This is a genomic window from Paenibacillus sp. FSL K6-1096 (genome assembly GCF_037977055.1).
Lineage (GTDB): Bacteria > Bacillota > Bacilli > Paenibacillales > Paenibacillaceae > Paenibacillus_AQ.
This window is the reverse complement of record NZ_CP150274.1, coordinates 2,783,440-2,799,033: the sequence shown is the minus strand read 5'-3', so window position 1 is coordinate 2,799,033 and position 15,594 is coordinate 2,783,440. Positions and strand designations below refer to the sequence as shown.

The window sequence follows — 15,594 nt, the reverse complement described above, 5'->3', positions numbered from 1 at the left end:
ACTCCTTATTCGTTGAGGTCATTCCTTCTGCTGCTTCGTCTTGCCTGCTGGCTGATCGGGGTATTTCACCACAGGCCATTTCACCTTGCGCAAGGCGTTCATCAGCTCGGGGCCAACATGGAGATTGCTGCTGACCAGCTCGCGGGGAGTGAGCGCCATCCACTGGTTCAGAGAGACATCGGCGAACCGGTCGCTGCGGAACATCTCAAGGAACCATAGCGTATCGGTGCCGGTGTTCTGGACATAATGACCCTGGGCAAAAGGCACATAACCGACATCCCCGGCTCTGACATTGAAGGTGCGTGCATCGCCGTTGCCGCCGAACACCGTCATCCGCCCTTGTCCGCTGAGATAATATTGCCACTCATCATTGTTCGGATGCCAGTGCAGCTCCCGCATCGCGCCGGGTTCAATCTCTACCAGGGCTGCGGCGATATTCCTGGAGATGGGGAAATTGCTGGAGTCGACAATCCGCACACTGCCTCCCGGCGTCTTAAGCGGCGGCTGTGCGAGGAGCTGGTGCTTGAAGCTTAGCGGAATCTCCCCGTATGGAGAGTCGACCTGCTGGCTCTGGATCGGACCCGGCACCTGATCCTGATAAATGTAGACCTGCTCCTGCGGGATGGAACGGAAGGCTGATTCCGGTACACCGAAGTTGGCGGACAGCACCTCTGGCGGTGTATGGGCGAACCAGTCAGAGATGGACAGGGTATTCAGATCCGAGAAGCTGCCGTCATCGAAGACCAGCAGGAATTCGCAGCCCTCCGCCAGCCCCTGAATCGAATGGGGAATGCCCGGAGGGAAATACCACAGATCACCGGGGCCGACATCGGCAATGAAATTACGCCCGTTCTGGTCCACGGCTGTAATCCGGGCGCTGCCCAGCAGCATATAGGACCATTCGGCCTGCTGATGCCAATGCAGCTCGCGCACGCCGCCCGGCGTGAGACTCATATTGACTCCGGCCAGCGTAGTAGCCACCGGCAGCTCTCGGACGGTAACCTCGCGGGACCAGCCGCCGTGATTGAGCTGCATATGGGCGTCGGAGAACGAGAACTTCAGATTCGGAATCAGTCCATTGTCCGTAATCGGCGGGACGAACATATCGGGGTTCTCCCGGTCGCGCATGACATCACGCGGGCCAAGGTCGACATTGCCCGCACCGTCACTGCGGATGGGCTGGGGAATGGCGGACCGGCCCGGAGAGCGGAAGTCGGCAGGATTCATCACAATAGCTCCTTTCCTGGGAACACACATATCAAGAAACTATATGCGCAAATGTGATAAGATTTGACTACCGGACACAATCTCCACACGATAAATAGAGAGCAGGGTTAGAGATCAATGACGATAGACAGACCTGAACGTTACCGCTTCAGTGAAGCGCCCATATGGGAATTGCAGCGTACTTATTATGAACAATCAGGCTTGCAGGCCTGGGTGAATGACCAGGTTCCGCAGTACATTACCAGCAATCCGATGATCGGAACCGCGTATGCCGAGATGATCTTCGGCTTGCTTCAGGACCGGGCCGCAATGGGGCAGAGCACTGAGCCGGTGATTATTCTGGAGCTTGGTGCCGGAGCGGGACGTCTGGCGTTCCATGTGCTACAGCAGCTGGATGAGCTAATTCGGTATGCAGGCATACCGCTGCCGCCATACCGCTATGTAATGAGCGATCTGCCCTGGAAGAATATTGAGGGCTGGCAGCAGCATGAGGGGCTGAAGCCTTTTGTGGAGCGGGGAGTGCTGGATTTCGCCCGGTTTGACGCGGTTCAGGATACGGAACTGGTCCTGACGCAGAGCGGCAGCGTCATTAAGCCAGGCTATCTTCAGCAGCCGCTGATGGTGATTGCCAACTACTTCTTCGACAGCATCCCGCAGGAGCTGCTCTATGTTGATGAAGGCAAAATCTATGAATGTGAGGTATCGCTGCGGTATCCCGAGCAGTCTGCCGACATGGGGCCTTCCGAGGTGCTGCGGGATCTGGTGCCTGAATACCACTACAAGCGGGCGGCAGGGTATGAGGACAGCTCTTACCCGTACCATGAGGTGATCTCCTTCTACCGGGACAAGCTGGAGGATTCACATGTGCTGTTCCCGGAGGCAGCGCTGTCCTGTATGGAACGCCTGCGCGCGCTCTCTCTGCAAGGCTTCCTGCTGCTAACGGCAGACAAGGGCGACCACCGGCTGGAGAACTGGGAATTCGCCGAGCCGCCGAAGCTGATGCACCATGGAAGCATCTCGCTCACAGCGAATTATCATGCGATGGTCTACTATTATGAGCACATGGGCGCCCAGTCCCAATTCACATTGCATCATTACAAGAATCTCAATGTAGGCTGTATTCTGATGCTGGAGCAGCCGCAGGGGTATACGCACACCCGGCTGGCCTACCGGCGGTTCGTGGAGCGGTTCGGGCCGGATGACTTCTTCAGCCTGAAGGTATGGATAGACCGGAACTACGATACCATTGAGCTCCAGCCGCTGCTGGCCTTCTGGCGGCTGGGCGGGTATGACGCCGAGCTGTTCATCCAGAGTGCCGAGCGCATCTCTGCACTGCTGCCGGACGCCAGCGATGAAGAGCTGCTGGATCTGCAGCTGGGCATCCGGCGGATGTGGAACGGCTTCTACCTCATGCCGCAGAAGTATGACCTCGCCCTCGACTGCGGCCTGCTGCTGTTCGAGATGGAGCAGTACGGGGAGGCCCGCCGCTTCCTGGAGCATTCCCTGCAGACCGGCGATGAGGAGCCGGTGATTACGGTGCTGTACTGTCTGGCGATCTGCTGCTATGAGCAGGAGGATATGGAGGCAGCGCTGGACTACACGCGCAGGTCTCTGCAAATTGAGCCGGACCATGAGGAAGCGCTGGACCTGCTGAAGGCGTTGAGCGGGGAGTAAGGGAAGGAGCGGTACATCTCTGCCACAGACGGCGGCCGCCCTTTACACCCTGCGTCAGATTTGCTATTCTGTATCCAATAATTCAAACGCGATGACGAGAAGAGTATATCCAGTACACCCCTCACAGAGAGCTCCGGCTGGTGGGAAGGAGCAGGGGAGGCTGGATGGAAACAAGCCTCTGAGCGGCTTGCCGGAACCAGCAGCACCGGGGATGGTAAGACAGGAGCTCCTGTTACAGAGCTAGAGTATAAGCCCTGCCTGTCCGGCAGCGCCGTACTTGATGAGGTTAATATGGCGACATATTAATGAACCTGGGGTGGTACCGCGAGAATTTCGTCCCCAAGACTTACGGTCTTGGAGGTGAGGTTCTTTTTTTGTACCCGAAATTCGTTGTATCACCCATAACAGGAGGGAATTATCATGACAGATGCCAATGAGAACATGAATATGACGGCCATGCCGGAGAATTATATGGAGAAGCTGATTCGTGAAGATGTAGCGGGCGGCGTGTTCAGCCGGGAGGTCTGCACGAGGTTCCCGCCGGAGCCTAACGGATATTTGCATATCGGGAGCGCTTTTGCCATCCATACGAATGTTGCGATGGCCCGGAAATTCGGCGGCTGCTTCCATCTGCGCTTCGATGACACCAACCCGCTCAAGGAGGATATGGAGTATGTGGAGGCCATTATCCGTGACATCGAATGGCTGGGCTGCAGCCCTGGTGAGCATATCTACTACGGCTCGGATTATTCGGAAGCGATCTATCGCAGCGCAGAGACGCTGATCCTGAAGGGGAAGGCCTATGTCTGTGACCTGACGCCGGAGGAGATGACAGCTTACCGGGGGACCTTAACCGAGCCGGGACAAGACAGTCCTTATCGGGGCCGCCCGCCGGAGGAGAATCTGCGGCTGTTCCGGGAGATGCGCGCGGGGAGCTATCCGAACGGCACCAAGGTGCTGCGGGCCAAGATCGACATGGCCTCACCAAATATGAATCTGCGTGACCCGGTGCTGTACCGGATTATTCATGCGCAGCATTACCGCACGGGCGATGCCTGGTGCATCTATCCTATGTATGACTTCGCCCATCCGATTCAGGATGCGCTTGAAGGGATCACACATTCACTCTGTTCGATTGAATTCAAGGATCACCGGCCGCTGTACGAATGGGTGCTGAAGGAGCTGAACATCCCGGAGCCGCCCAGACAGAGGGAATTCGGCCGGGTGAACCTGACCGGGGTGGTCACAAGCAAGCGGCATCTGCGGGCGCTGGTGTCCGGAGGGTACGTGGACGGCTGGGATGACCCGCGTCTGCCTACGCTGAGCGGGCTGCGCAGACGGGGATTCACGCCGGAGAGCATCGAGGCCTTCGTCCGGGAGATCGGCATGGTCCGCAACACAGCGATGGTGGATTTCTCGCTGCTGGAGCATTGCCTGAGACAGGACCTGAAGGCGCGGGTGCCTGCGGTCATGGCGGTGCTGAACCCGCTGAAGGTCGTGCTGACCAATGTTGAAGCCGGGGCTTCCGAACTGCTCAGCATTGCCAACAACAATGAGAATGCAGCGCTGGGGAGCCGGGAGGTGCCGTTCTCCGGCACGCTCTTTATCGAGCGGGAGGACTTCATGGAGGTTCCGGTCAAGGGCTTCCGCAGACTGGTTCCGGGCGGTGAGGTACGGCTGAAGGGTGCATATATTATCCGCTGCCATGAGGTGATTAAGGATGCGGAGACGGGGGAGATCCTGGAGCTGCGCTGCACCTATGACCCGGAGACCCGCAGCGGGGGTGCGCTTAGCGGCCGGAAGGTGAAGGGGACCATTCACTGGGTCTCGGCAGCCCATGCCATCAAGAGTGACGTCTACCTCTATGAGAAGCTGCTGACTGATAACGAAGGCCCGAAGGAAGGGGAGAGCTGGGCAGATTACGTCAACCCGGATTCAGTTACCCACCTGAAGGATTGCCTGCTGGAGCCACTGGCCGAACGCCCGCAGCCGGGGGACCGCTATCAATTCCTGCGCCATGGCTACTTCTGCACCGACAGCAAGCTCAGCACGGAGGAGAAGCCGGTGTTCAACCGGATTGTCCCGCTGAAGGACAGCTGGAAGGGGAAGGCGGCCACGTAAGCCAAGTCAGTCACGTAAGGAAAGTAAACAGTAGCGAATAAGCGACAGATGTATGATCAGCATTCAGTTCAATAAGCGCCCTTCCGGCAGGAAGGGCGCTTATCTATATCATGCGATGCCATCCGTTATCCGGCCAAGGCTGACCGGATCTGTCTGGTGTAGAACAAGCGGACAATGAAGAAGTAGATGACTTGGATGAGCAGGAACAGGCTGAGCACCAGTACAGATTCTTTGAACAACTTGTACTGGAACATATGGGATAGCGCTGTAAGGGCAACGGCTCCATGCACGAGCGCGACCACAATAGGGGCGAAGAAGAGCAGGCCGATCTGGCGGTTCAATATTTTACCCAGTTCCTTGTGGCTCAGCCCCAGCTTAGAAATCGCCTTGAACTTCAGCTTATCCTCATCCAGATCACTGTACAGACGGAAATAGAGGAAGCTGCCGGCGGAGACGAAGAAGACGATCCCGACAAAAAGTCCTATGAACATCAGCGGGCCAAAGTAATCATTAATTCTGGAGGTCTCATATTCCAGCGCATAGAAATTATAGAATTCATCATAGGGGAGCTTGCTTGTCAGCCGCTGGCCTACACTCTCTATCCCTGGCTGTCCAATCTCCCCGAGCCACGCGTAATAATGGCTTACCTTGAGCGGCTGGGCAAGCCGGGCCATCCATTCGTCAGAGACGACATAATAACCGCTGACCGACCGGAGCGCCGCAGAGACGACGGTCTGATCCGCCTCGATTACAGCCCCTGCCTGCAGCTTTACCGGCTGGTTGAGCAGCTCTTCCCCCTTGCGGGACAGTCCGAAATCCACAATGGCCGCCTTCCCGTTGTTCAGCCGGATGGGCTTCATTCCCATTTGCTCCGCCAGGCGGTTATATTCTGATTGCTTCACCAGAATCAGCAATCGGCCCCCGTCCGCAGTCTTGTAATAGTTGAGGGCCAGCCCTGTTCTGCCCGCTGTAATGCCAGCCTTGTGTAAGCTCTCGTCGATCAGCCGGATATGGGTCTCTGCCTTACTGTCTCCTTGTGCAGACAGATAGGTGAACAGATAGGGATTCTGCTCCTTAAGCGCCCCGTTCAGCATAGACTGGAATCCGTACAGGGTTCCTATAGAGCTGAATGAAACGGTAGAGATAATCGCCACCAGGAAGAAGGAGCGGGCGTTGTCCTTCATCCGGTAAGACAGATCGGAGAGCAGCAGCATATTGGTTCTGCGCCAGAACAGCCCCTCGCGCGCCTTCAGCTCCCGGATCAGATAGACGCTAAGCTGTGTAAACAGCAGATAGGTGCCGATGATCACCATGACGGCAACGGGCACAAGCATCAGCATTACATTTAGCCCGCTGGTCCGCAGCGCCAGGTAGTACCCGCTCCCCAGCAGCAGGACCACCAGCAGAGACAACAGAATGGAGGCCTTTGGCTCCGGTTTGGGTTGACGGCTTGCCTTGATGAGCGTAATCAGCTTGCCGCTGCGCAGCACCGCCGAAATGAAGAGGGAGATGAAGGCGAACAGCAGCATGAAGGAGATCAGGGTCAGTACAATCGCCTTCACCGGGAAATAGAACAGCAGCCGCTCATGAAGGGCAAGCACACGCTCTCCGGCAAGCAGAATGCCCTTGGCAAAAATCACGCCGAGTCCGATGCCACTGACCGTAGCACCCGCCCCGATCATCATATTCTCCAGGAAAATCATTCTCCGCAGCTGACGGGTAGTCATGCCATGCATCATCATTAGCCCGAACTCCCGTTTCCGCGATTGCAGAAAGGAGCTCATAGAGTACAGCACGAAGAAAAAGGAGAACACATAGATAATCCATTTGGCGACCGAAAGCGCCAGAGCAGCGCTGGATTGGAGACGGTCTGCGCTGAACACCGGATGATAGGCGAAGATGGAGAAGGTGAAGAAGACCATTACCGTAAACATGCTGCTGAGAAAATAGGCGGTGTACAGCCGCTTGTTCCGGGAGACATTACGGAATGCGAACTGGCGGAACGTCATGGCTGTACCCCCCTAACAGCGAAAGTGTATCAATGATTTTCTGGAAAAAGCTCTGGCGGTTGTCGCCGCGGTGGATCTCTGTATAGAATCGGCCATCCTTAATGAAGACCACACGGTGGCAATAGCTGGCCGCAACAGCGTCATGCGTTACCAGCATCATGGTCGTTCCCTGCTGTTCGTTGATCGTCTCCAGCAGATTCATTACATCCCTGGCTGCACCCGAATCGAGATTGCCGGTAGGCTCATCCGCCAGCAGCAGCTTCGGGGAATGAATCATGGCTCTGGCAACCGCTGTCCGCTGGGCTTGTCCGCCGGAGATCTCATAGGTGCGCTTCTTCATAATGGCCTCAATGCCCAGCTTCCTGGCAATCGCCTGCGCCTTCTGCTTCATCTCACGCACCCTGGTTCCATCCAGTGTAAGCGGGAGAACGATATTCTCTTCTACCGTCAGGGTGTTCAGCAGATTGAAGTCCTGAAAGACAAAGCCCAGCTCACGGCGGCGGAATACCGCCAGTTCATTTTTGTCCAGCGTGCCGGTGTCCTTGCCGCCAATCCGGATGCTTCCTGTGGTCGGAGCGTCAACGGTGGCAATCAGATTCAGCAGCGTGGTTTTGCCGCTTCCCGAAGGCCCCATAATACCTACGAATTCCCCGGATTCTATTGTTAGTTCAATGTTGGTCAACGCACGGTAGGCTACGTTTCCTTCATATATTTTACTGACCTGTTGTACCTCCAGCATAGGGCTCTCTCCTTCTCTGTATAAGCTCTAATATTGTTATAGGACCACTATACCGGAGACGCCAGCCGTGCAACTATCGATTCAGATTTCACTTTTATTACACGTCTGTAAGCTAAGGCTGGGCCGTCAAAATAATCCTGATTACCGTACCCTCACCCACCGCCGATTCCAGCTCCAGCCGGTGCCCGAGGCGGTCGGCCGCCTCCTTTGTCAAATACAGCCCCATTCCCGTAGACTCCCGCAGTCCCCGCCCGTTGTCACCAGTGAAGAAGGGGGCGAACACCCGCTTGTGGTCAGACTTCGGAATGCCGATGCCCTGATCCTTGACTTCAATCACTGCATCCCTTCCCCGGGTATAGCAGGATATCGTAACCTTCTGTCCGCTGCCCGTCTTGTCCGCTGCTGCGGAATACTTAATGGCGTTGCTGATCAGTTGGGACAGCATGAAGAACAGCCATTTCTCATCGCTCTGGGCGGTAATGCCGGGGGAGGAGACCTTCACCTCGGGAAAGATAGAGTTGCGGATGAATAGCCGCTTGTGATCATGGACGGTCTCGCTGACCAGCTTCGGCAGGAGCACAGGCTTAATGTGAAAATCCTGTTCAAACGCCCGCAGCCGGGCCATGTACAGCACGGTGTGCAGCCCGCGGCGCATAAGCTCCAGCTCCTCACGGATGCTGGCGGACTCCGGCTCGTCTATGTTCTGGACCGTCAGCTCAATGACAGACAACGGTGTTTTCATCTGATGCACCCATTGGTCGATGAAGGTTAAGTGCTGCTCCTGCTGGAGCTTCACCGCAGTGAGCTGCTGCTGATAGTGGCGGTACTGGGAGTGCAGCAGCTGCTCCAGCGCCTTGGAGACAGGCTTGTCCTCCAGCGTCTGGAAGGATTCGTCCAGCGTCTCCAGCGGCCGGCTAAGACGGTCATAATAACGCCGCCTGCTGAAATATTGATAGATTAGATAGCAGCCGAGAAAGAAGCTGCCGATGAAGACTGCATACAGCGCAGTCGGCAGATCACGGTAGCCGTCGAGCCAGTAAATAGACAGTATCGCAGCGAATTGCATCAGCTGAACCGCCAACAATAGAGCATGTTCACGGATAAACAGCCTCATGGCTTAGCCTCAGTCCAGCTTGGATTCAGCCGGTAGCCTGAGCCTCTGATCGTAAGCACGGCATCCTCCAGCCCGAGCTCCTGAAATTTCTTCCGCACCCGGGCAATATTCACATTCAGCGTGTTCTCATCCACAAAAGCCTCCGGGTCCCACAGCTTCTCCAGCAGCGCTTCGCGGCTGGCCACCCGCGGATAACGCTCCATCAGGCTCTCGGTGAGATCCGCTTCCTTGCGGGTAAGGCTTACGGCTGCTTGTCCATACTGCAATTCAAGCCGTTCCAGGTACAGCGTGAGTCCTGCCTTCTCCAGCATCAGCTCCCCGCGTTTGGCGGCATACTCCCCGTAAGCCCGGCGGAGATGACTATGGATTTTGGCCAGTACAATTCCGGAGTGGAAGGGCTTCGTAATATAATCATCCCCGCCGTTCTCCAGCGCCCTAATCTGGTCCATCTCTCCGTCCCGCGCTGATATGAACAACACAGGGCAAGTAGACACATTGCGGATCTGCCGGCACCAATAATAACCGTCATAGCTGGGCAGATTCACATCCAGCAGCACCAGATCCGGCCGCACCTGTTCGAATTCCTGCAGCACCAGCCGGAAGTCCCTGGTCCTAACCCCCTCATAACCATACTTCTCTATCGCTGACAGCAGCAGATCTGCAATCTTCGGATCATCTTCCACGATCAGAATTCTCGACATTATTAAGGCTCTCCTTATCTTGTTCAGCTAAGTACATATATAACATGGCAGGAGGTCTAAGGGAAGTTGACGGATGGAGGCAGTGCGGGTAATAACACAAGGCAAGAGCCTCACTCAACCGAGCAGCCTTACATAATATGGGTTGAGGCGGCGCATGAAAAATCAATGAAAAGCCATTTACAATTCTCATGCAGAGGATTATAATAAGACCAGATCAAATGTTGCACCCGGGAAACTTTCGTGTGTGAAGACAACTTTTTCCGGGCAAAAGGAGGGACAGAACATGATGGAGCAGAACACAGCAGTAGAATCATCTCCTATATTTAAAGGCCATACCAATCACCATTCGGCACAATCGGTGCTGAACGGGGATGTGAAGGGGCTGAAGCGGCTTCTTCCTTTTCTGGGCCCGGCCTTCATCGCTTCCGTAGCTTACCTGGACCCCGGCAATTTCGCCACCAATATTACCGCAGGCTCGAAATACGGGTATCTGCTGTTATGGGTTATTTTTGCCTCGAATCTGATGGCTGTACTGATACAATCCTTATCCGCCAAGCTTGGCATTGCCACCGGCAAGAATCTGCCGGAGGTGGCGCGGGAGCGGTTCCCGAAGGGCGTGTCGGTCTTCCTGTGGATTCAGAGTGAGCTGGTCATTATCGCTACCGATCTGGCGGAATTCATCGGCGCAGCGCTCGGACTCTATCTGCTGTTCGGCATTCCGATGCTGCCGGCGGCATTGATTACCGCAGTAGGGTCATTCGCCATTCTGGAGCTGCAGCGGCGCGGCTACCGTACCCTGGAGGCCGGGATTGCCGGGATGGTGATGATCGTCGTACTCGCTTTTGCGTTCCAGGTTATTGTGGCGAAGCCGGATGCAGGCAGTGTTATAACCGGGATGTTCACCCCTAAGTTCGAGGGCGTGGACAGCATCCTGCTGGCAGCAGGGATTCTCGGGGCTACTGTAATGCCCCATGCAATTTATCTGCACTCCTCGCTGACCCAGAGCCGGATTGTCGGGGCGGATGAGCGGGAGAAGAAGCAGATTTTCCGGCTGGAATTCATCGATATACTGATTGCCATGCTGATTGCCGGAGCGGTGAATATGGCGATGGTGATCGTTGCGGCTGCACTGTTCTTCAAGAACGGGCTGGTCGTCGAGGATCTGGATGTCGCCTTCGCCCAGTTCCGCAATCTGGCCGGACCTGTCACTGCGGTCTCCTTCGGTCTTGGACTGCTGATTGCCGGACTGTCCAGCTCGTCGGTCGGCACGATGGCCGGGGATGTCGTGATGCAGGGCTTCATTAACAAGAAAATCAATCTTTATCTCCGGCGCGCGATTACAATTATTCCGCCGCTGGCCATTATCGCCTTCGGCATCAATGCGACCAGCGCCCTGGTGATGAGCCAGGTGGTGCTGTCCTTCGGGATTGCCTTCGCGCTGATTCCGCTGGTCATCTTCACCAGCAACCGCGAGATCATGAAGGGGCTGGTCAACCGCCGGTGGACCACAATCCTGGGCTGGATGATCTCCGGGCTGGTCGTAGCGCTGAACCTGTTCCTGGTAGCAGAGATGTTCGTGTAACAAGTCATCACAAAATACGCAAAGCGGCCGGTCAAAGGATAAGTCCTTTAACCGGCCGTTTTGTCTAACTTAGAGGTCTATAAAGAGTGCGGCTATTTCACCGGGATGTTCATCTCCAGCGCTTTGACCGCTTTTTTAACGAGCTTGCCGTTCCCGTCCAGCTTGTACGGGCCTGAGGTTGCACCAGGCTCCTTAAACTCAGGATAGAAGGGCTTAAGCGTGATGCTTTTGACGCCGGGATCAAGCGGTTGAAGATGGATATCATAATAGTAGTCACCATTTTTGCTGTTGTCATCGGTTCCCCGGCTCATCAGGGTCTCTACCAGCTTTCCCTTATCATCATACACCTCGAAGAGCGGCATGGACTCCGGCTTGACCTGCTTCATGATCAGCTGCAGCCGGACCGAGGTGGCCGTCCGGTTCACCTTGGCGGCAGTAACCGTAAGCGCCCCGTCACGTTTGGAGAGGTTAGGCTTTAGAACGGTTTGGTTTTTGGGCTGTTTCTGGAGCGAAGCCTCCAGCGTATAAGGCTTCTGAATTCCTTCCAGGCTGACCTTCAAGGTTACTCGGACCGTATCCGGCAGAGCCGCCAGGTTAGGTCCCAGCCAGGAAGCGTCCGACAGGCGGAGAACGGCAGTATCACCGTTTGCCCCGGGGCTTAAGAGCGCTGAAGGCTGAGTGGCCAGCGGGGCCCCGCTGCTTGCGCGGATGGTTTTGCCGTTCAGCAGCACCTCAACGTTCTGAATCGCCCCCTTTTTCAGCACCAGACTCTCTGAAGCTGCATCCCACCGGCTCTCCGTTATGCCTCCTGAGAGGTTTTTGCCGCTGCGCTTGAGGTTGATTTCAATCATATTTCCATCGTAAAAAGACTTGCCCAGGCTTAATGAAATACCGTCCTGCGTAACGGTGCTTGCTGCCGGAGCAGCCTTCTGAACGGCCGCTCCTATGGCAGGGGCAGCGCCTGCACGATGATTATCCGCAAAGCCTGCTCCCAGTAATGATAAGGTCAGTCCGGCAATCCCGGTGATTCTAATCCATTGGTTCAAGATTTGTTCCTCCCATGTATATTCATTTAAGGTGTCTTTAGACTGTCCCCTTCATAGAGCTTCTTCAGTCCGTCATAGTCAACCGGAACGGTAATCCGCAGCGCCTCAATCTCGTGCTTGATTACATTTCCTTGGCTGTCCAAGGCAAACAAGCCAGATCCTTTGTCCTTATCCTTGAACTCCGGAACAAAGGTTTTCAAGATGAGCTCCTTCGGCACATCCTCCAGCCGGTCAAAGATCAGCTCGGTCGGATTGCTGCCGTCAGCCTCGTATAGCCCCAGTCCCGAAACGAACTGGACCGGACGGCCCTGATCATCCCACAGCTCCTGCATGAGGTTACCGGGATCCAGCTTCCCGGAGGAGCCTGCCTGTTCGATCCGGACCATTACGGCGGTTGAAACTGGTGTGAATTTTAGCTGCTCCAGCGTGAGCTTTACACCGTCAGCCGTCCGTTCCTCCGTAGCGGGGAGAATCAGCCGGGCTGCATTTTTCTCTACGGGCAGCTCCAGCACAAACGGCTCCGCTACGCCCTCCATGGTGAACTTGGCCGTAAGGTTGAACCGGTCCGGCATCCAGGCCTCAGCGTTCTGGTTGGAGAAGCTGGTCAGCTCAAACAGCATCGAATTGGGATCGGAGGAGGACTTTCCAACCATGGAAGGCCTTTGCTCGGGTTCCATTTCTCTCAGAGGAGTGCCATTGATGAACATCTCGAAATCCTTAATAGAGCCCACCGGATAAACCAGCTTGGCGTCTTCGCCTTCGCCGGTATGCTTGAATTCAGACAAGCCGCCCGGCAGCTCCCGTCCTTCCCGCTGGACGGCCAGCGACAGCCGTATTCCGTCATACATCACCTGCGGAATGCCCAGCGTAATCCCGTCATGTGTAACCTTAACTCCCGGATCGGCAACGAGCCCCCGCACATCGGCGGTCTGCAGCCCCAGGTCACCAGCCATTTTGAAAATACTTCCGGCCACTGGCCATTCTTTCAGCGACTTCGCCATAACCGGCGATACATAGGCGCTGCCCATCAGGCCGATAATAGCGGCTGCAGCGGCAGCGCCGGCCGTACGGGCGATAGCCTTACGGGTCTGTCTGCGTCTTGGGCCGGCTCCGGGTGCAGGTAAATCGGCCAGTGAAGCGTAAACGCCATCCTGGCGTGTCCGGATGAGCTCCGGCACTGGCTGCAGCCGGGCTTGTCCTTCTTGTCTAAGCTCTTGTTCCCATTTAAATGTTGTCATAAATGAGCTTTCCCCCTCTTGTCGTTTTGATGGTTTCGGCCAGTATCCCGCGTGCGCGGTGCAGACGTGCCCGAACCGAACCTCCTGAGATATCCAGTACGTCTGCGATCTGCTTCACTGACAGGTCTTGAAAATAAAACAAATGAACCACAATCCGCAGCGATTCGTCGAGCTGGTTCACCGCCTCGGCTAAATCCAGCTTGCTGCTGTTCTCGTAATAGTGGTCGCCGGAGTCTCTCTCCGGCACCTCCGGCATGGCAACGGTCCGGGAACGGCTGCGCAGCAGCTGATTGCATTCGTTAATCAGAATCCGGATCACCCAGGTTTTGAAATATTGCGGCTTGCGAAGGGTATGCAGCGATTGATACACCTTCAGTGTCGTCTCCTGAAACACGTCTGCACAATCTTCATCCCGTCTGACAATGGTTCTGGCTAAGCTGTATAGTTCAGGTTCAAGCTTGCGAAACAGCCGGATAAAAGCTTCACGATCTCCCTGCTGCGCCAGCCTGACTTCCTGTTCCATGTTCTTCAAGAATTTCATCTCCTTTTTGAGGGCCCTCTGTAAGATTAGATGGACTACCCCGGCGAAATGTTATATCTGCACGAAAAAATTTTTAAATGTAAAATACAGCTATACAAGAATGAACCTGAAAATGAAATTCTCATTCTCAAGTTCACGCTCTATAGCTGCATGTTGGAGGATAGCTATTATTCTAACGCATTCTGCCGCTTCTTAGTCTGATTCTTCATAAAAGCTATAAGCTATTGCTTCACAATATCCTGTACAGCCTTATCCAGCTTCTCCAGCAGCTGATCGTGGTTCAGCTGGCCGCCGAGGTACTCCTGCATCGCTGCCCCGAAGCCCTGGGTCACACCGTCCGGGAACATATCCCAGTTCCAGCCGAGGGCGGTGGCGGACTTCTCCTGCACGGCAACGGCCACCTGGCCGATATCCGCCGGATCTGCGGTGATGTTGGTCTCTGCCGGAATGAATTTGAATTCCTTAGTCAGGTACTTCTGTCCAGTCTCGGAGGAGACGAGCCAGTTCAGGAAGGCTTTGGCTTCTTCCGGGTGAGCGGACTTGCTGTTCACGATGTAGTTGTTAGGCACGCCGACCAGAATGGTGCCCTCCTGATCGCTAATCGGCAGCGGGAGGATGCCCAGATTGAGGTTAGGGTCGATTTTGTCGATGTCGCCCTGGGTCCAGTTGCCCTGCAGCATCATCGCGGCCTTGCCGGAGGCAAATTCGGCCACCTGGGTAGCATAATCGGTAGTCATCTTGTTATCCTGGGCGTTGCCGAAGATTACATCGACCAGATCCAGCCATTGCTTGAATACAGCATTGCCCTTGATCGTCTGCTTCCCGGCCTTGACGTCTTCAATGAACTGCTTCGGATCGGGCTGGTGAGCCAGACCTACGTTGACGAGGTGAATCCCCATCGACCACCATTCATTGGTCGCTTCAAACGGGGTGATTCCGGCGGCCTTCAGCTTGGCGGCGGCGTCCTTGAGCTGCGGGAGCGTCTTCGGCTCTTCCGTAATCCCCGCTTTGGCGAACAGATCCTTATTGTAGATCAGGCCATAGCCTTCGACATTCATCGGCATGCCATAGAGCTTGCCATCCACTGTTGCCGGCGTCTTGGCGGTCGGAATCAGATTAGCGGCCCAAGGCTCATTGCTGAGATCGGTGGCGCGGTCCATATAAGGGACAAGAGCAGTATACCCGCCGTTATTGAAAATCTCAGGCTCCGAGCCGGAGGCAATCTCCGCTTTGAGCAGCGCGCCGTAATCCTCGCCGCCGCCATGCGTCTCGACCTCGACCTTCACACCAGTCTCCTTCTCATATTCCTCAGCGAGCGCATTGAGCTGCTCGGCAATCTCAACCTTGAACTGGAACATCTTGATTGTAACATCCTTGGCAGGCGCTGCGCTGGCCTCCGGTGCGGCGGTCCCGGTAGATGCGCCGGGAGTTCCCGCAGCATTTCCGTTGTTTCCAGAACCCGAATTGCCGCTATTCCCGCAGCCTGCAACAAGCAAAGTGCATACGGTCGCGATAATGAACGCGAACTTTCTTTTCATAGAATAACCTCCCTGGTCTGTGGTTCCTGCAATTCAATCGTAAATGAATAGAGCGCGGTCTTAC

12 protein-coding genes and 1 other annotated feature are annotated in these 15,594 nt (G+C 55.6%); of the genes, 3 read left to right on the top strand and 9 right to left on the bottom strand.

From position 1 onward, the window contains the following. Window positions 1-18: 18 nt before the first annotated feature. Window positions 19-1,227: an oxalate decarboxylase family bicupin gene (locus tag MHI24_RS12270; protein WP_340025896.1), complete on the bottom strand. Its 1,209-nt coding sequence runs from the start codon at window positions 1,225-1,227 to the stop codon at window positions 19-21. A 117-nt stretch (window positions 1,228-1,344) separates the two neighbouring features. Between MHI24_RS12270 and MHI24_RS12265 the strand changes: the two genes are divergently transcribed. Beyond that, a complete protein-coding gene (locus tag MHI24_RS12265) occupies window positions 1,345-2,901 on the top strand; it encodes a tetratricopeptide repeat protein (RefSeq protein WP_340025895.1) in 1,557 nt (518 codons plus the stop codon). An 82-nt stretch (window positions 2,902-2,983) separates the two neighbouring features. Continuing rightward, window positions 2,984-3,245: a binding site (T-box leader), on the top strand. A 76-nt stretch (window positions 3,246-3,321) separates the two neighbouring features. Further along, entirely contained in the window at window positions 3,322-5,022 is a 1,701-nt protein-coding gene (locus MHI24_RS12260; protein WP_340025894.1) for a glutamine--tRNA ligase/YqeY domain fusion protein, read from the top strand. A gap of 125 nt (window positions 5,023-5,147) precedes the next feature. Here the strand turns inward: MHI24_RS12260 and MHI24_RS12255 are convergent, their stop codons facing one another. The 4 genes from MHI24_RS12255 to MHI24_RS12240 all read right to left on the bottom strand — a co-directional run bounded on the left by MHI24_RS12255 (window position 5,148) and on the right by MHI24_RS12240 (window position 9,585). Then, window positions 5,148-7,031, bottom strand: a complete 1,884-nt coding sequence (locus MHI24_RS12255; RefSeq protein ID WP_340025893.1) for an ABC transporter permease — start codon at window positions 7,029-7,031, stop codon at window positions 5,148-5,150. Next, complete coding sequence (locus MHI24_RS12250) at window positions 7,003-7,770, bottom strand: ABC transporter ATP-binding protein (protein ID WP_340025892.1); 768 nt, start codon at window positions 7,768-7,770, stop codon at window positions 7,003-7,005. The genes MHI24_RS12255 and MHI24_RS12250 overlap by 29 nt, the downstream gene beginning before the upstream one ends. Window positions 7,771-7,882: 112 nt before the next feature. Further along, a complete protein-coding gene (locus tag MHI24_RS12245) occupies window positions 7,883-8,884 on the bottom strand; it encodes a sensor histidine kinase (RefSeq protein WP_340025891.1) in 1,002 nt (333 codons plus the stop codon). After that, a complete protein-coding gene (locus MHI24_RS12240; RefSeq protein ID WP_340025890.1) occupies window positions 8,881-9,585 on the bottom strand; it encodes a response regulator transcription factor in 705 nt (234 codons plus the stop codon). Before MHI24_RS12240 ends, MHI24_RS12245 begins: the two co-directional genes overlap by 4 nt. Before the next feature lie 286 nt (window positions 9,586-9,871). On the opposite strand from MHI24_RS12240, the gene MHI24_RS12235 reads away from it, so the two are divergent. Beyond that, the gene (locus tag MHI24_RS12235; protein ID WP_340026668.1) at window positions 9,872-11,167 is read left to right on the top strand and encodes an Nramp family divalent metal transporter; all 1,296 of its coding nucleotides are present in this window, start codon (window positions 9,872-9,874) and stop codon (window positions 11,165-11,167) included. 92 nt (window positions 11,168-11,259) lie between these two features. On the opposite strand, the gene MHI24_RS12230 is transcribed toward MHI24_RS12235, so the two are convergent. The 4 genes from MHI24_RS12230 to MHI24_RS12215 form a co-directional block, all read right to left on the bottom strand. Next, a complete protein-coding gene (locus tag MHI24_RS12230) occupies window positions 11,260-12,213 on the bottom strand; it encodes a DUF5643 domain-containing protein (protein ID WP_340025889.1) in 954 nt (317 codons plus the stop codon). 26 nt (window positions 12,214-12,239) lie between these two features. Continuing rightward, window positions 12,240-13,451, bottom strand: a complete 1,212-nt coding sequence (locus tag MHI24_RS12225) for a DUF4179 domain-containing protein (RefSeq protein ID WP_340025888.1) — start codon at window positions 13,449-13,451, stop codon at window positions 12,240-12,242. Beyond that, window positions 13,438-13,974, bottom strand: coding sequence for a sigma-70 family RNA polymerase sigma factor (locus MHI24_RS12220; protein ID WP_340026667.1), 537 nt, complete (start codon window positions 13,972-13,974; stop codon window positions 13,438-13,440). The genes MHI24_RS12225 and MHI24_RS12220 overlap by 14 nt, the downstream gene beginning before the upstream one ends. 239 nt (window positions 13,975-14,213) lie before the next feature. Then, on the bottom strand, window positions 14,214-15,530 hold the full coding sequence (locus MHI24_RS12215) for an extracellular solute-binding protein (protein WP_340025887.1): 1,317 nt from the start codon (window positions 15,528-15,530) through the stop codon (window positions 14,214-14,216). Window positions 15,531-15,594 lie beyond the last annotated feature (64 nt).